This window comes from Nonomuraea sp. NPDC005650 (assembly GCF_040605375.1).
Classification (GTDB): domain Bacteria; phylum Actinomycetota; class Actinomycetes; order Streptosporangiales; family Streptosporangiaceae; genus Nonomuraea.
Genome location: NZ_JBEXCR010000003.1, coordinates 326,806 through 341,904, shown reverse-complemented (window position 1 = coordinate 341,904; position 15,099 = coordinate 326,806). Strand labels below are relative to the sequence as shown.

15 protein-coding genes are annotated in these 15,099 nt (G+C 69.9%); 10 read left to right on the top strand and 5 right to left on the bottom strand.

Features of this window, described 5'->3' with window-relative positions:
- Positions 1–15 precede the first annotated feature (15 nt).
- Complete coding sequence (locus ABZS69_RS07065; RefSeq protein ID WP_355367836.1) at positions 16–930, bottom strand: LLM class F420-dependent oxidoreductase; 915 nt, start codon at positions 928–930, stop codon at positions 16–18.
- A gap of 118 nt (positions 931–1,048) precedes the next feature.
- Here ABZS69_RS07065 and ABZS69_RS07060 point away from each other — a divergent pair, with 118 nt between their 5' ends.
- From ABZS69_RS07060 to ABZS69_RS07045, 4 genes are read left to right on the top strand one after another with little or no spacing between them, the layout of a single operon-like run.
- A complete protein-coding gene (locus ABZS69_RS07060; RefSeq protein WP_355367833.1) occupies positions 1,049–2,059 on the top strand; it encodes a hypothetical protein in 1,011 nt (336 codons plus the stop codon).
- Positions 2,060–2,110: 51 nt separating this feature from the next.
- Entirely contained in the window at positions 2,111–3,229 is a 1,119-nt protein-coding gene (locus ABZS69_RS07055; RefSeq protein ID WP_355367830.1) for a histidine kinase, read from the top strand.
- Positions 3,226–4,317 carry a histidine kinase gene (locus ABZS69_RS07050; RefSeq protein ID WP_355367827.1) on the top strand — a complete coding sequence of 364 codons (1,092 nt, stop codon included), beginning with the start codon at positions 3,226–3,228 and terminating at the stop codon, positions 4,315–4,317. The genes ABZS69_RS07055 and ABZS69_RS07050 overlap by 4 nt, the downstream gene beginning before the upstream one ends.
- Positions 4,314–4,913, top strand: coding sequence for a response regulator transcription factor (locus ABZS69_RS07045; RefSeq protein ID WP_355367824.1), 600 nt, complete (start codon positions 4,314–4,316; stop codon positions 4,911–4,913). The genes ABZS69_RS07050 and ABZS69_RS07045 overlap by 4 nt, the downstream gene beginning before the upstream one ends.
- Before the next feature lie 25 nt (positions 4,914–4,938).
- Here ABZS69_RS07045 and ABZS69_RS07040 read toward each other — a convergent pair whose 3' ends face one another.
- Positions 4,939–5,844: an LLM class flavin-dependent oxidoreductase gene (locus ABZS69_RS07040; protein ID WP_355367822.1), complete on the bottom strand. Its 906-nt coding sequence runs from the start codon at positions 5,842–5,844 to the stop codon at positions 4,939–4,941.
- 355 nt (positions 5,845–6,199) lie between these two features.
- Between ABZS69_RS07040 and ABZS69_RS07035 the strand changes: the two genes are divergently transcribed.
- The 5 genes from ABZS69_RS07035 (at position 6,200) to ABZS69_RS07015 (ending at position 11,710) form a co-directional block, all read left to right on the top strand.
- Positions 6,200–7,957, top strand: a complete 1,758-nt coding sequence (locus ABZS69_RS07035; protein WP_355367819.1) for an ABC transporter substrate-binding protein — start codon at positions 6,200–6,202, stop codon at positions 7,955–7,957.
- A gap of 63 nt (positions 7,958–8,020) precedes the next feature.
- Positions 8,021–9,016, top strand: a complete 996-nt coding sequence (locus ABZS69_RS07030) for an ABC transporter permease (RefSeq protein ID WP_355367816.1) — start codon at positions 8,021–8,023, stop codon at positions 9,014–9,016.
- Positions 9,013–9,897 carry an ABC transporter permease gene (locus tag ABZS69_RS07025; protein ID WP_355367813.1) on the top strand — a complete coding sequence of 295 codons (885 nt, stop codon included), beginning with the start codon at positions 9,013–9,015 and terminating at the stop codon, positions 9,895–9,897. Before ABZS69_RS07030 ends, ABZS69_RS07025 begins: the two co-directional genes overlap by 4 nt.
- A complete protein-coding gene (locus ABZS69_RS07020) occupies positions 9,894–10,835 on the top strand; it encodes an ABC transporter ATP-binding protein (RefSeq protein ID WP_355367810.1) in 942 nt (313 codons plus the stop codon). Before ABZS69_RS07025 ends, ABZS69_RS07020 begins: the two co-directional genes overlap by 4 nt.
- Positions 10,835–11,710: an ATP-binding cassette domain-containing protein gene (locus tag ABZS69_RS07015; RefSeq protein ID WP_355367807.1), complete on the top strand. Its 876-nt coding sequence runs from the start codon at positions 10,835–10,837 to the stop codon at positions 11,708–11,710. The genes ABZS69_RS07020 and ABZS69_RS07015 overlap by 1 nt, the downstream gene beginning before the upstream one ends.
- A 5-nt stretch (positions 11,711–11,715) precedes the next feature.
- On the opposite strand, the gene ABZS69_RS07010 is transcribed toward ABZS69_RS07015, so the two are convergent.
- The 3 genes from ABZS69_RS07010 to ABZS69_RS07000 all read right to left on the bottom strand — a co-directional run bounded on the left by ABZS69_RS07010 (position 11,716) and on the right by ABZS69_RS07000 (position 13,888).
- Entirely contained in the window at positions 11,716–12,396 is a 681-nt protein-coding gene (locus ABZS69_RS07010) for a DUF6879 family protein (RefSeq protein ID WP_355367804.1), read from the bottom strand.
- Positions 12,397–12,483: 87 nt separating this feature from the next.
- Complete coding sequence (locus tag ABZS69_RS07005; RefSeq protein ID WP_355367801.1) at positions 12,484–13,029, bottom strand: DUF1707 domain-containing protein; 546 nt, start codon at positions 13,027–13,029, stop codon at positions 12,484–12,486.
- Between the two features lie 124 nt (positions 13,030–13,153).
- Positions 13,154–13,888: a PadR family transcriptional regulator gene (locus tag ABZS69_RS07000; protein ID WP_355367798.1), complete on the bottom strand. Its 735-nt coding sequence runs from the start codon at positions 13,886–13,888 to the stop codon at positions 13,154–13,156.
- Positions 13,889–14,319: 431 nt separating this feature from the next.
- Between ABZS69_RS07000 and ABZS69_RS06995 the strand changes: the two genes are divergently transcribed.
- Positions 14,320–15,048 carry a metal-dependent hydrolase gene (locus ABZS69_RS06995; protein ID WP_355367795.1) on the top strand — a complete coding sequence of 243 codons (729 nt, stop codon included), beginning with the start codon at positions 14,320–14,322 and terminating at the stop codon, positions 15,046–15,048.
- The last annotated feature ends 51 nt before the right edge of the window (positions 15,049–15,099 follow it).

Below are 15,099 nucleotides of genomic sequence, written 5' to 3'. Positions count from 1 at the left end.
ACCGCCAATGATTACTTATACGTGCGGGAGCACCTCCGCGGCGATCAGCTCCAGGTGCTCGAGGTCGTTCAGGTCCATGATCTGGAGGTAGACCGTCTCGGCGCCCAGCTCGGCGAACTTGCCGATCTTCTCCACGATCTCGGCCGGGGTGCCGCACAGGCCGCCCACGGGCAGGGTGTCGGGGTTCTCGCCGATGGCGGCCACGCGCCGCTCGACCTCCGCCCGATCCGCCCCCACGACCGTGGTCTGCGCCACCGAGTAGGTCAGGCTGCGGCCCGTGGTCTCGCAGGCCGCGCGCACCCGCGCGAACGCCTTCTCCGTGTCGTCCAGGGTGTGGAACGGGAGGTTGTACTCGTCGGCGTACGTGGCCGCCAGCCGCGGCGTGCGCTTGGCGCCGAACCCGCCGATGATGATCGGCGGCCTGGGCTGCTGCACCGGCTTGGGCAGCGCGGGGGAGTCGGCCACCCGGTAGTAGCTGCCCTCGAACGAGAAGCCCTTCTCGGCGGTCCACAGGCCCGTGAGAATCTCGAGCTGCTCCTCGAACCGCCCGAACCGCTCGTTCTGCGGCGGGAACGGGATGCCGTACGCCGCGTGCTCCGTGTCGAACCAGCCGGTGCCGAAGCCCAGCTCGACCCGGCCGCCGCTCATCTGGTCGACCTGCGCGATGCTGATCGCCAGCGGCCCGGGCAGCCGGAACGTGGCCGGCGACACCAGCGTGCCCAGCCGGATCCGCGAGGTCTCCCTGGCCAGGCCGGCCAGCGTGATCCACGCGTCGGTCGAGCCGACGCCCGGATCGCCGGGCCCGATGCGCATGTAGTGATCGGAACGGAAGAAAGCGTCGAAACCCAGCCGTTCGGCGGCCTGGGCGACGGTGAGCAGGTCGTCATATGTCGCGCCCTGCTGGGGCTCGGTGAAGATCCGCAGCTTCATGACGACATTATCCGCACAGAACGGACGCGTGCCGGAAAAGGCCCGCACAGCGGCTGACACGCTTGCTACCGTTCGTTTCAGCGCCGGTACGTAGCCGAATGACCACATGGGGTGGCCTATGCCGCGGCACAAGAGGGAGCCGGGCACGCTTCCGCGCCCGCTCGCGATCCTCGGGGCCCTCGTGCTCGCCGGCGCCACCGGAACGATCGTGCGCCTGCTGCCCGCGGGCGCCACGCTCGCGCCGAAGCCGCCGGTGGCGGGGCATACCCCTGCCGCCTCGCCACCGGCGGCGGTGGAGGCGCAGGCGGCGTTCGTGGAGTTCGTCGACACCGCTCGCGAGCCCGAGTTCGACCTGCCCAAGGAGTCCAAGCGCACCGGAGTCCGCCGGTACGCGCTCGGCCACCTCGTCGCGGGCGACGACGGCTGCGCGCCCAAGTGGAACGGTCCCTCCCACGCCGACCCGCTCGATCCAGGCAAGAACCCCGTGGCCAACCGGATCGGCCGCCTCAGGGCGCTCGGAGGCGACGCCGCGCCGGTGTTCGGCGGCCCGGAGGGGGAGGAACTGGCCGACACCTGCACCAGGCCGGGCGGGCTCGCGGCCGCCTACCGCAGGGTGGTCGGCGCGTTCGACGCCGACGCCATCGACTTCGAGGTCAGCGACAGCAAGGACGGGGCCGCCGTGCTGCGCCGGGCGCGCGCCATCTACGCCATGCAGCGCGAGCGGCGGCTCCAGGTCAGCTTCACGCTGCCGCTGAAGTCGGACGGGCTGGGCTCCGGCGACGTGGAGATGCTGCGGGCCACCCGCCGGGAGGGCGCCGAGATCGGCACCGTCAACCTGCTGGCCGAGATCGAGCCGCGCGACGCCCCGGACGGCCGCCTGCGCCGGGTGGCGGAGGCCGTGCTGGTGGCCAGGGACCAGATCGCGCGGGCCCAGGGCCTGGCCGACCCCGACGAGGCGTGGCCGCACATCGCGCTCACCCCGGTGCTGGCGGGCGAGGGCGACCTGAACGAGGTCGACGCCCGGACACTGGCCGCCTACGCCGCCCGCCACGGCCTGGCCTGGCTGTCGCTGCGCGGAGTCGCCCCGAAGCCGGACGTGTCGCGAATTCTTTGGCAGACCTCTCCCTGACTATAGGATTTTCGCGACCGGCGAGGTTTCCAGGGGCAGGGGGAAGGCGTGATGGCGGCCCGTCCGGAGACGGCGCGGAAGATCCTGCTCTACTGGATGGACGCCGCGATCATGCTCCTGGGCGTCATGTTCGTCGTGCTCACCGTCATGTATCTGTGGGGCGGCCGGATCTCCCCGCTCAACGCCGCGGTCGTCCTCGTCTGCCTGCTGGGGTGCTTCGGCCTCTTCCCCTTCCTGCTCAGGGACGCCTACGACGCCAAGCCGCGGCCCACGCCGAAGCTGGTGGCCGCGGGGCTGATGGCTGCGGTCGCGGTGCTGCTGGTGCCGCGTCAGCAGCTGGAGGGCGTGCCCACCTGGCTGGAGATCGGCGTCCTGTGGTTGTCGATGGCCGCCCTGTACCTTCCGCTGCCCGCGACGCTCTGCCTCGGCGTGGCCGTGGTCGGCCTGGCCAGTGGCTACGTCATGGCCGTGACGGGCGCGCCCTGGTTCGAGGTGTTCGTGCCCGAGACGCTCAGCGCCGTCGCGCTGACGGTGGCCATGCTGCTCTGGCGCTGGATCTGGTGGACGATCAGGGACGCCCACGACGGCAAGGAGGCCAAGGCCAGGCTGGCGGTGTCGGAGGAGCGGCTGCGCTTCGCCCGCGACCTGCACGACCTGCTCGGGCACAGCCTGTCGGTGATCACGCTGAAGAGCGAGCTGGCCGCCAAGCTGGCGACCAAGGACACCGGGCGGGCCGCGTCCGAGATGGCCCAGGTGCACCGGCTCGCCGGCGAGTCGCTGGCCGAGGTGCAGCAGGCGGTGCACGGCTACCAGACGCTCGACCTCGACGACGAGCTGGCCGGCGCGCGCGTGGCGTTGGAGGCGGCCGGCGCGCGCTGCCTGATCGACGCCAGGGCCGACGGGCTGTCGCCGGCCGCCAGGACGCTGCTGGCGTGGGCGGTCCGCGAGGGCACCACCAACGTCCTCAAGCACAGCGCGGCCACCCGCTGCGCGATCACGATCGACGGCGGCGTGCTCGAGATGCTCAACGACGGTGTGGACGGGCGCCCCTCCGCCCCTGGCAGCGGCCTGCGGGGCCTGTCGGAGCGGCTGGTCACGGCGGGCGGCTCCTTCTCCGCCCAGCCGACCCCGACAGGCGAGTTCCTGCTGCGAGCGGCGGTGCCCGCGTGAGACGCCGTGCGACGAAGCTGGACAAGATCCGCTGGGTGATCGCCTACTCGACCGACCTCGTCAATCTGCTCTCCCTGTTCGGCTACTACGACCTCTTTGTCCGCTGGCAGCTCGGAGTGCCGTGGCCCGTGGTCCTCACCGGCGTAATTCTGCTGCTGGTCTTCAACGTGCTGGCGACCCGGCCGCACCGGGTGGCCATGCGGGGCGGCCGGCGGCCCACCGCGATCCTGGCGGTGAGCGGCGTGATCATCCTGATCATGTTCGCCACCACGTTCATGTGGGCCATCCCGGCATGGCTGGGCATGCTGGGGCCCTTCGTCCGCAGGCGCACCATCGTGGTCGTGTCGGTCCTGTCGATCGTGCTCTTCAACCTCTATGTGGCGCTGCTGGGCGCGCCCATCTGGGGCACGCTCCTGGTGCAGTCGGTGTTCACCGGCATGGGCGTGGGCGGCGTGCTGACGAACCTGTGGCTCTGGCGGGTGGCCAAGGAGGCGTACGAGGGGCAGGAGGCGCAGGCCAGGCTGGCGGTCTCGGAGGAGCGGCTGCGCTTCGCCCGCGACCTGAACGCCCTGCTCGGGCAGAGCCTCACCGACATCGCGGCCCGCGCCGAGGGCGCGTCGCGCACGCTGCCCGCCGACCCGGCCGCGGCGGCCGGGGAGATGTTCGCGGTGCGCGACCTGGCCAGGCGGTCGCTGCGCGAGGTGCGCTCCGTCGTGCAGAGCTACCGGGCCGTCGACCTGGACGAGATGCTCGCCAGCGTACGGGCCGTGCTGGAGGCGGCGGACGTACGATGCACCGTGCGCGCCGAGACGGGCTCGCTGTCGCCGGAGACCCGCACGCTGCTGGCCACGGTGGTGCGCGAGGGCGCCACCAACGTGCTCAAGCACAGCACGGCCGAACGCTGCACGATCACGATCGAGGATGGGGTGCTGGAGATGTCCAACGACGGGGTGAGCGGGCCGGCGGGCGAGCACGCGCCGAACGGCCTGGCGGGGCTGGCCCAGCGCGTACGCGCGGTCGGCGGCACCCTGGAGGCCGCGCCGACGCGCGAGGGCCGCTACCTGCTGCGGGCGGCGGTGCCGGCATGACGACCCGGGTGTTGCTGGCCGACGACGAGCACCTGATCCGCGGCGCCATCGCGGCCCTGCTGGACCTCGAGGAGGGCATCGAGGTCGTCGCCCAGGTGGGCAGGGGCGACGAGGTCGTGGCCGCCGTGGCCGAGCACCGGCCCGACGTGGCCGTGCTCGACATCGAGATGCCCGGCATGGACGGCCTCAGCGCGGCCGAGCAGATCAGCTCCCAATGCAAGATCGTCATCCTGACGAGCCTGGGCCGCCCCGGCTACCTGCGCAGGGCCATGGCGGCCGGGGTGAGCGGCTTCCTCGGCAAGGACGCCTCGGCGGAGGAGCTGGCCATGGCGATCAGGAAGGTCCAGGCGGGCGGCCGCTACCTCGACGCCGAGCTGGCCGCCGCCGCGATGGCCGCCGGCGACAGCCCGCTGACCGAGCGCGAGCGCGACGCGCTGCGGCTGGCCGGCGACGGGGCCACGATCTCGCGGATCGCGGCCGAGCTGCACCTGACCGAGGGCACCGTGCGCAACTACCTGTCGAGCGCGATGACCAAGCTCAACGCCCAGAACCGGCTGGAGGCCATCCGCACGGCCCAGCGCATGGGCTGGCTCTGAGCGCAAGGCCGCACCGACGCGGGAGTCACCGCAGCAGGGCGCGTACCTCCGCCAGCAGGTCCACCTGGGTGCGCCAGTCGCCGCCGGCCACGCCGACGACCGCGTGGGCGGCCCCGGCGTCACGGTAGGCGGCGAGCCGCTCGGCGGCCTGCTCGGGCCGGCCGGTGAGCGGGATCGGCAGGACCTCCTCCAGCGGGCGGCCGTAGGCGGCGGCGATCCCCGACGCGGTCTCCTCCCGCGACGGGACGCCGTCGCCGGACCCCAGGGCAGCCGTACCGCCGATCGCGATGACCGGTGCGGGACGGCCCCGTCCCGTGGCCAGCTCCGCGAGCCGGGACCGGCCCTCGGCCACCTCCCGGGGCGGGATCAGGGACGGGAACCACCCGTCGCCGAGCAGCGCCGCCCGCCGGATCGCCGCGTCGGACGCGTTGCCGACCCACACCGGCGGCATCGTGGCGGCGGGCGCCAGCCGCACGGGCGGCTCGCCGGGTTCGTCCCGCAACCGCGTCTCCTCGCCCGCCAGCAGCCGGGGCAGCAGTTCGAGGGCCGTGTCGGTACGCCGGCCGCGCGAGCGGTAGGGCGCCCCGGCGGCGGCCCACTGCTCGGGCCCGCCGCCCGAGCCCACGCCCAGGACGAGGCGGTCGCCGGTGACGTACTGCAGGGTCGCGATCTGCTTGGCGGCCCACGCGAGGGGCCGGATGGCGGGGACGAACACGCTCAGGCCGACCTTGATCCTCCGGGTGCCCGCCGCCGCCGCGGCCAGGGCGATGGGCCCGTCCAGCGTCGGCCCGCCGACGGCCAGGTGGTCGCCGTGCCACACGCCGTCCAGCCCGGCGTCCTCGGCGTGCCGCGCGGCGGCCGGCAGGTCGATGCCGTCGCGTCGCTGTACGGCGATCCCCGGCAGGACGACGCCGATCGTGAAGCTCTCCATGCGCTCCACCGTGCAACCTCAAGTGCGATCGAGGTCAACTTCGGAGGTGTTCCCGGGCTCCGGGTTGAACCGGTTAGTTGAACGTCCACGGCCCGTGAGAGCGTTTGCGGGGCACGTCTCGAAAACGTCACGGCTATTGACGGCGCGGACATCGTGAACTTACGTTCGCGGTACTTATCCGGTTCAGCAGGTCTCGTGGCCTGTGACTACTCCAAAGTGATCGCTCACCGGTCTCCAGGGCGGGAGCGCGTTCCGCATCCTTCCTGGGAGCGCTCCCAGAGAGCAAGCCGGCCCATCGGGGGTCGATGGAAGACGTGCGAACCTTCGCGCCCCGCGCGGAGGAAGGAGAGAAGCGATGCGAAACCGGGCTCGGATCATGATTCCGCTCGTGGCGGCGGGCCTGCTCGCCGCGGCCTGCAGCGGCGGCGGAGCCACGCCGACCCCACCGGCCTCCCAGCCGCAGAGCCAGGGCGCGGTGGCCGACGCCAACCCCGACTCGCTGCCGCGCAACGAGACGCTCTACACGACCGGCACCCAGTGGGGGCCGCCCGCCAACTTCAACCCCATCAGGGAATGGGACCACGCCACGGGCACCAAGGGCCTGGTGTACGAGACGCTGTTCCACTATGACGCGACCGCCGGCAAGCTGACCCCCTGGCTGGCCGAGAGCGGCTCGTGGACCGACGACAAGACGTACCAGGTCAAACTCCGCCAGGGCGTCAAGTGGTCCGACGGACAGCCGCTGACGGCCAAGGACGTGGTGTTCTCCTTCGAGCTCGGCAAGATGGAGACGATCCCGTACCACAACCTGTGGACCTGGCTGAAGAGCGTCGAGGCCGTCGACGACCAGACGGTGAAGTTCGGCTTCACCACGGCCAACTACCAGCAGTGGGACTTCAACCTGTTCAACCGGTCGATCGTCCCCGAGCACATCTGGAAGGGCCGCTCGGAGAAGGAGGTGCTCGACGGGGTCAACGAGAACCCGGTGGGCACGGGCGCCTACAAGTTCACGGCCAAGGACCAGGACCGCGTGGTGCTGCAGCGGCGCGACGACTGGTGGGGCAAGAGCGCGCTGAACATGGAGCCCAAGCCGCGCTACATCGTCGACATCGCCACCCCGAGCAACGAGGTCGCGATGGGCCTGCTGCTGCAGAAGGGCATGGACCTGAGCAACAACTTCCTGCCCGGCGTGGCCAACCTCGTGAAGGGCAACTTCGGCCTGACGACCTACTACAGCGAGCCCCCGTACATGCTGTCGGCCAACACCGCGTGGCTGGTGCCCAACACCACCAAGAAGCCCATGGACGACCCCGCCTTCCGCAAGGCGCTCGCCTCCTCGATCGACGTCAAGAAGATCGTCGAAGGCGTGTACGGCAACCTCGTCAAGGCCGCCAGCCCGACCGGCCTGCTGCCGCAGTGGGAGCAGTACGTCGACCAGAACGTGGTGGCCAAGTCCGGATTCTCCTTCGACGCGGCCAAGGCGAAGAAGATGCTGGCCGACGCCGGCTACAAGGACACCGACGGCGACGGTTACGTCGAGAACAAGGACGGCTCCAAGATCGGCCTGAGCATCATCGTCCCGTCCGGCTGGACGGACTGGATGGAGTCGGCCAGGTCCATCGCCGCCAGCGCCAAGACCGCCGGGATCCAGATCACCCCGGACTTCCCCGACTTCAACGCCCTGGTGGAGAAGCGCGCCAAGGGCGACTTCGACCTGCTGATCAACAACGAGCGGCAGCTGTCGAACTCGCCGTACACCTACTACGAGTACCTCTTCCAGCTCCCGATCCAGAAGCAGCAGAACACCGTCAACTTCGCCCGCTACGAGAACAAGCGGGCCTGGGACCTGACCAAGCAGCTCGACCAGATCAAGACCGACGACATCGAGGGCATGAAGAAGATCACCTCCCAGCTCCAGCAGATCCATCTGGACGACCTGCCGGTGATCCCGCTCTGGTACAACGGCCTCTGGGCGCAGTCGAGCAACCAGGTCTGGAAGAACTGGCCGGCCGCGGCGGGCAGCACGCCCAAGACCCCGGCCGTGATGTGGCACAACTGGCTCGAACTGGGTGGTTTCGAGACCCTCACGCAGCTCCAGCCCTCCGGCTCCTGACCCATCGTCCCCCGCTCCCGTAGGAGCGGGGGACTTTCACGGCTCTCACGGAGAAAGCATCACGTGCGTCGATATTTCGGCAGAAAACTGCTCATTTACGGGCTGACCTTCTTCGTCGCTGTCACCGTCAACTGGATGATCCCGCGTTTCATGCCCGGCGACCCGGTGGCGAGCATGGTGGCCAGGGCCAACGTCACCCAGCCGGCCGCCGCCGAGGCGATGCGGGCCTACTACAGCAACCTCTTCGGCTTCGACCAGCCGCTGGTCACGCAGTACCTCAACTTCTGGGCCGCGCTGTTCAAGGGGGACTTCGGGATCAGCATCTGGCTGTTCCCGACCCCGGTCAGCTCCGTGATCACGGCCGCGGTGCCGTACACGCTGGGGCTGATCATCCCGTCGGTGCTGCTGAGCTGGGTGGTGGGCAACCGGTTCGGCGCGTACGCGGCCCGGCGCAAGCTGCTCGACAACACCGTGCTCCCGGTCGGGTACGTCCTGACCGCGATGCCGTACATGTGGCTGGCCGTGCTCCTGGCCTGGGCGTTCGGCGTGATCGCGGGCCTGTTCCCGGTGGCCGGCGGCTACAGCTTCTCGATGCGGCCCAACTGGTCGTGGGCGTTCCTGCTCGACCTGCTGCACCACTGGACGCTGCCGTTCCTGTCGCTGTTCCTGGTGGCGCTGGGCGGCTGGGCCATCGGCATGCGCAACATGATCATCTATGAGCTGGAGTCCGACTACTCCAACTACCTGGCCGCGCTCGGCGCGCCGGCCCGGCTCATCCGCAGGTACGCCTTCCGCAACGCCGTCCTGCCCCAGATCACCGGCCTGGCCCTGCAGCTCGGTGTGATCGTGGCCGGAGCCCTGGTCACCGAGATCGTCTTCGCCTACCCGGGCCTGGGCAGCCTGATACTCAACGCCATCAAGAACAAGGACTTCTTCCTGCTCCAGGGCACGTTCCTGTTCATCGTGCTCGGCGTGCTGATCGCCAACTTCATCATCGACATCGTCTACGTCGTGGTCGATCCGCGTACCAGGGCGGGAATGGCGGGTGCGCAGGCATGACGGCACTCCAGGAAGTCGCCCCGCGCGGGCGGGCCGGGGTCCGGCGCGAGGCGCTCTACTTCGCGGTGCGCAACGGCAAGCTGATGTTCGGCTTCGGCCTCGTGCTGGTGCTGCTCCTGCTCGGCCTGATCGGGCCGGTGCTGACCGGCGGCACGCCCAACGAGTACGGCCCCCAGGCCATGAGCCCGCCCTCGGCGCGGCACTGGTTCGGCACCACCACGTTCGGCCAGGACATCTTCCTGCAGTTCGTGCACGGCCTGCGCAGCACCTTCGCCGTGGGCGTGGTCGGCGGCGGCATCGCGGCGGCCATCGGCATGCTCGTCGGCTTCGTGGCCGGCTACCGCGGCGGCATCGTCGACGAGGTGCTCAACATGCTGACCAACGTCATCCTCGTGATCCCGACCCTGGCCGTCCTGCTGATCATCAACGCCTATCTGGGGATCAGGAGCGTGGCCGTGCAGGGCCTGTTCATCGGCCTGACGCAGTGGCCGTGGGCGGCGCGGGCGATCAGGGCGCAGACGTTCTCGCTGCGTACGCGCGAGTTCGTGGACCTGGCCAGGATGAGCGGCTCGGGCACCTGGAAGATCATCACCAGGGAGATCGCGCCGAACATGAGCTCCTACCTGTTCATGACGTTCATCCTGCTGTTCGGCGGCTCGATCCTCATCGCCTCCTCGCTCGACTTCATCGGCCTCGGCCCGACCGAGGGCGTCTCGCTCGGCCTGATGCTGCAGAACGCGAACCAGTGGAGCGCGCTCCAGCTCGGCATGTGGTGGTGGTTCGTGCCGCCGGGCGCGGCCATCACCGCCATCGTGGGCGCCCTGTACGTGGCCAACGTCGGCCTCGACGAGGTCTTCAACCCGAAACTGAGGGAGACATGAGCCTGCAGGTCAGCGAGCTGAGGGTGTACTACCGCACGCTGAGGGGCGAGGTCCGCGCCCTCGACGGCATGTCGTTCGGGCTGTCGGACGGCGAGATCCTCGGCCTGGTCGGCGAGTCCGGCTGCGGCAAGAGCACGCTCGGCAAGAGCCTCATCCGCATGGACGGCCGCATGCGCCACGTCGGGGGCCGGGTCGTGCTCGACGGCCGGGAGCTGCCCATCGCCGACGACCGCGGGATGAACGAGTTCCGTTTCAAGGAGGTCTCCCTCATCCCGCAGTACGCCATGAGCGCGCTCAACCCCACCCGCAAGATCCGCAGGATGGTCGGCGAGCTGCTCAGGTCCAGGGGCGCGCAACCGGACGCCGCCGAGCTGGAACGCCGGATGGACCAGGTCGGCCTGCCCCGCGAGGTGCTCGACCGCTACCCGATCGAGCTGTCCGGCGGCATGAAGCAGCGCATGGTGATGGTCATCTCCACGCTGCTCGACCCGTCCCTGCTGATCGCCGACGAGGTCACCTCCGCGCTCGACGTCTCCACCCAGAAGGCCGTGGCCCGCGCCCTGCTCGGCTTCCGCGAGAGCGGCTACGTCAAGAGCATGATCTTCGTCACCCACGATCTCGCGCTCACCCACCACATCGCCGACACGATCATGGTCATGTACGCCGGCCGGCTCGCCGAGAAGGCGCCCGCCGACGTGATCGTCAAGGCGCCCCGCCACCCGTACACGAAGCTGCTCCTCGACTCCCTGCCCGAGGTCGGCGTCCGCTACGCCGACCGCAGGCTGGAAGGCATCGCCGGCAGCCCGCCGTCGCTGCTGGACCCGCCCGCCGGCTGCCGCTTCCGCGACCGCTGCCCGATCGCGGGAGACGAGTGCGCCGAGGACCCGCCCGTGGTCGAGCTCGCCGCCGACCACCACGTCGCCTGCTGGAAGGCCTGATGCTGAAACTCGACGACGTCACCAAGGAGTTCCGGATCGGCGCGTTCGGCGGCAAGAGCGTCGCGGCCGTACGGAACGTGAGCTTCGAGGTCGTGCCCGGCGAGGTCGTCTCCCTCATCGGGGAGAGCGGCAGCGGCAAGAGCACGATCGGTCGCATGATCCTGGGCCTGAACCCGGTCACCACCGGCACGATCACCTTCGACGGGCGGCCCGTCCGGGGCGGCAAGGAGTACTACCGCCACATCCAGGGCATCTTCCAGGACCCGTTCAGCTCGTTCAACCCGGTGTTCAAGGCCGACCGGGTGTTCGAGCTGGTCAAGGAGGCGTACCACCCCTCCGTGCCGGCGGCCGAGTGGGCCGGACGGGTCGCGGCGTGCCTGCGCGACGTGCGGCTCAACCCCGACCAGGTGCTCGGCAAGTACCCGCACCAGCTCAGCGGCGGCCAGCTCCAGCGCCTGCTCATCGCCCGCGCGCTGCTGCTGGACATCAAGCTGCTGGTGGCGGACGAGATCACCAGCATGCTGGACGCCTCCACCCGCATCGACGTGCTCAACCTGCTGGCCGAGCTGAAGACCAGGGGGCTCGGCGTGCTCTACATCACGCACGACCTGTCCCTCGGCAACTACCTCGCCGAGCGGACGGTGGTGCTGCGCCAGGGGAGCGTGGTCGAGATGGGCCTGACGGACAAGGTCTTCGGCGATCCGCTGCACCCGTACACGCGCGAGCTCGTGTCGGCCGTGCCGCGCCTGCACCAGGCCTGGGACGACGCCACGCCCGTGGACGGCTGCCGCTACCACGAGCGCGGGGGCACGGGGACGCTGCTGGAGGCCGAACCCGGACATTTCGTGGCGTGCGCCCGCCTCGCGACCTGCTGAGGCGTTCAGACCCTGAACTCCTCGGTACGGTGCGCGTAGGCGGGCAGCGCGGCCCGCATCTCGTCGGTGACCAGCGGCGGCGGCAGCGGCACGATCTCCCGCTCGTGGAAGTCGAGCACGTCCTCCCCCTCGGCGAACAGCTCCCGCACCGTCCGCAGGCACGGCTCCACGACCGCGGGATCGGTGATCCGCCGGCCGCCCCTGCCCCCGCCGTACCGGTCGTACAGCACTTCGTACATCAGGGACGGAGAGAAGATCACCAGCTCCGGCATCGGGTCGAGGTGCGCCATCCGCTCGCCCCGCACCACCCGGCACGGGGAGCCGGCCCTGGCGCGCAGCGCCAGCACGTGCATCTCCCACTGCAGGTACGGGGTGATCGGGAACTCGACGACCCGCACCCGCCGGACCGGGACGCGATGTCGGAAATAGTCGGCCACGGTCGCCGCCATGCGCTCGGTAAAGGCCAGGGAGCCTTCCCAGTCGCCGTCCATCATGGCCCGCCAGCTCGCCACGTCGGGCTCGTAGAAGCTCTGGGCCCGTTCCAGCTTCCACATCGGCTCGGGGCAGATCGCGTGGTCGCGGTCGAAACCGGTTTGGTACCCCGGCGCGTCGAGGACGAGAGCGTCGGCTCGGGCGACGGTGGCGAACGGGTTCGTGCGGCGGGCCGGTGCGCCCTGCTGGGTCATTCGGCGTCCCTTCGACTCTGAAGATCCGCCCCGATCATGAAATGAGCCCTTGACAGGGTCAAGGCCCAAAACGATCTGGGCGGACCGTCAGCGCCGGTGGTTGAAGCGCCGGTGGATCAGGCCGAACAACATGGCCCCCAGCCACACCACCAGGAGCACCTTGAAGATCCCGAACCCGCCGAACACCAGCCCCAGCACCATGAACACGAACAGCACGCCCAGGAACGGGTGCGGCCCCCGGTGGTGGCGCCGCCACGGGTGGTTGCCGCGCTGATCGCGCCACTGCCGGCGCATCTCGCGGTGCGCCTGGTGCATGTCGCGCTGGGCCTGGTGCATCGACTGCACCTGGTGCCGGTGCGCGGCCATCGCGTCCTTCCAGTCGCCCATGCCGTACTGGGGAAGGGGATCGCGGTAGCCGGGCGCCTGCTGGTGCGCCCCCGGCAGGTCGGCCGTCACCTTGGCCAGGTCGCGGGCCGTCTTCGAGGCCAGTGTCTGGTCGAGGCGCTCGTCGAGCTCCTCATGGGTCAGGCGGCCCTGCGCGAAGTGCTCGCGCAGGACGGCCATCGTCTGCTCACGCTCGGCGTCGCCGATGCGAAGGTCGTGCGAGTCCATTCCCGGATCCACCTCATTCATGGCCTCCACTTCGTGGAGGCGGCTCGGTCGCTACGGAGCCGTCGCCTTCCCTTGTCGCTCTGGTCGCTACGCTCCCGGCGCTCCTCAGTCCAGGCGACGGCGCTCCCTCGCAGCCGCTGCTCGCTCACTCCTCGCCCGGTTCGTCGTCCGCCAGGATCTGGTAGAGCTTGCGCCGGGTCTCTATAAGAGTCTTACGCGCTTCTCGGATTTGTGCGTCGTTCCCGGTCTGCAAAACCTGCATCATGGCGAAGGCCGACTGCCGGGCGATGTGCCAGAGATCGGCGGTGTTGTCGTCGATGTCGGGGCGCATCTCGTCCCACGGGGCACGGATCTCGTCCGCGTGTGACTCGATGTAGTTACGCCCTGCCTCGGTGAGGCGGAAGGTCTTGCGGCCCTCGCTCTCCTCCGAGACCACCAGGCCCTCGTCGGTGAGCTGCTGCAACGCCGGGTAGACGGCGCCCGGGCTGGGCTTCCAGCCGCCCTCGCTGCGCTCGGCGATCTCCTGGATGATCTGGTAGCCGTTGCGCGGCTCCTCCTGGAGCAGGGCCAGGATCGCGGCGCGCACGTCGCCCCGCTTGGCCTTGCGGCCCCGGCCGCCCCAGCCCCGCGGGCCGCCGCCCCACGGCCCGCCGGGGCCGCCCCAGGGGCCGCGCCCCCAGTCGAACGGGAACGGTCCGGGACCGCCCCGCCCTCGGCCGCGCTGGCGGTGCTCGTGATGGTGGCGGTGGCCACCCATCTCGTCGAAGGCCTCGGAAACGGCCCTGAACGCCTCGCGTGCTGCCTGCTTGGCCTCACGCGCGGCCTGCCGGTACTCGTGCGCGCCGGGCCAGTGCCCGCCTGCTGCTTGTGCGGAAGTCATTTTTCCCCCTATATCGTGATCTGTTCTCGATGCGTCAACGATATATCGATAGTATGTCGTTCGCAAGGCGGGGTGAGAGTGAGCCAGATCACGAAAAAGTTGCGGAATCCGGGAACAGGATTGAGGAAGGGCTCGTTATCTAGAGCAGACGAGGTCGTTCCGCGTCGGCAGGGCTGGGGGGTGCTGTCGCCGCGGAGACGGCCTCGTCTGCGTTTTCCCGAAGGTTCCGGGGCTCTTCACCCGGATCTCCCGTGGCGGTCGCGGCGCTGCCCCTCTCCGTCGCGACTCGGTGTCCTGGCGGCGGGGGCGGTGCACCGCGTGTCCAATATTTACGCCAAGTCACCCGCCGCGGATCGGGCTCGGGCCATCGTGAAGCCCCAGCCAGGCGGGTCTCGGCGCGTAAAGGGCTTCTTTGCCGTACAGTCCGGATCATGATGGGGCACACGCATGCGATGACCGGGGCCATCGCCTGGCTGGGGCTGGCGCCGCCCCTCGCCGCACTGCCGTTGCTGACCGAGTCGTCCCGGTTCGTCGAGACGGGAATCATGGCCACCGCGCTCAGCCCGGCGGAGTTGATCGCCGGCGCCATCATCTGCGCGGGCGCCGCGATGCTGCCCGACCTCGACCATCCGAGCGCGACGATCGCTCAGACGTTCGGGCCGGTCACGTGGGTGATCAGCAAGGCCGTGTCCTGGGTCAGCGGTGGCCACCGCGGGGCGACCCACTCGCTGGTGTTCGCGGTGGCGCTCGGGTTCGGGGCCCACTGGCTGGCCAACACCTATCCCATCGGGCGCGACATCATGGTCGTGCTGCTCATCGGCCTGGCCCTGCGGGCGATCGGCGTCGGGATCCCCGGCAACAAAATGGGCTCCGCGATGGTCAACATCGGGATGACCGCCGGGCTGTACGCCGTCTTCCTCTCGCTCGACGTCGGATACGCCTGGCTGGGGCTGGCGGTGGGGATCGGGTGCTTCATCCATGTCTTCGGCGACTGCATGACCGAGCGGGGATGTCCGGTGTTGTGGCCGTTGGGGGCCAAGTTCATGCTGCCGTGGAAGATCGGCATCAAGACCGGCCAGAAGTTCGAGCAGAAGATCCTCGCGCCGATCCTGTCGGTGGCCATCGTGGGGCTGCTGTTCTGGCGGTTGGCACCCGGTTAACTTGATGTCGAGATATCCTAGGAGATATCTTGACGTCGAGACATCCGCCGC

What these genes read in the sequence shown, in the direction of transcription:
- ABZS69_RS07065 (WP_355367836.1), bottom strand. Translation starts at nt 930, where the DNA reads ATGAAGCTGCGGATCTTCACCGAGCCCCAGCAGGGCGCGACATATGAC.
- ABZS69_RS07060 (WP_355367833.1), top strand. Translation starts at nt 1,049, where the DNA reads ATGCCGCGGCACAAGAGGGAGCCGGGCACGCTTCCGCGCCCGCTCGCG.
- ABZS69_RS07055 (WP_355367830.1), top strand. Translation starts at nt 2,111, where the DNA reads ATGGCGGCCCGTCCGGAGACGGCGCGGAAGATCCTGCTCTACTGGATG.
- ABZS69_RS07045 (WP_355367824.1), top strand. Translation starts at nt 4,314, where the DNA reads ATGACGACCCGGGTGTTGCTGGCCGACGACGAGCACCTGATCCGCGGC.
- ABZS69_RS07040 (WP_355367822.1), bottom strand. Translation starts at nt 5,844, where the DNA reads ATGGAGAGCTTCACGATCGGCGTCGTCCTGCCGGGGATCGCCGTACAG.
- ABZS69_RS07035 (WP_355367819.1), top strand. Translation starts at nt 6,200, where the DNA reads ATGCGAAACCGGGCTCGGATCATGATTCCGCTCGTGGCGGCGGGCCTG.
- ABZS69_RS07025 (WP_355367813.1), top strand. Translation starts at nt 9,013, where the DNA reads ATGACGGCACTCCAGGAAGTCGCCCCGCGCGGGCGGGCCGGGGTCCGG.
- ABZS69_RS07020 (WP_355367810.1), top strand. Translation starts at nt 9,894, where the DNA reads ATGAGCCTGCAGGTCAGCGAGCTGAGGGTGTACTACCGCACGCTGAGG.
- ABZS69_RS07015 (WP_355367807.1), top strand. Translation starts at nt 10,835, where the DNA reads ATGCTGAAACTCGACGACGTCACCAAGGAGTTCCGGATCGGCGCGTTC.
- ABZS69_RS07010 (WP_355367804.1), bottom strand. Translation starts at nt 12,396, where the DNA reads ATGACCCAGCAGGGCGCACCGGCCCGCCGCACGAACCCGTTCGCCACC.
- ABZS69_RS07005 (WP_355367801.1), bottom strand. Translation starts at nt 13,029, where the DNA reads ATGAATGAGGTGGATCCGGGAATGGACTCGCACGACCTTCGCATCGGC.
- ABZS69_RS07000 (WP_355367798.1), bottom strand. Translation starts at nt 13,888, where the DNA reads ATGACTTCCGCACAAGCAGCAGGCGGGCACTGGCCCGGCGCGCACGAG.
- ABZS69_RS06995 (WP_355367795.1), top strand. Translation starts at nt 14,320, where the DNA reads ATGATGGGGCACACGCATGCGATGACCGGGGCCATCGCCTGGCTGGGG.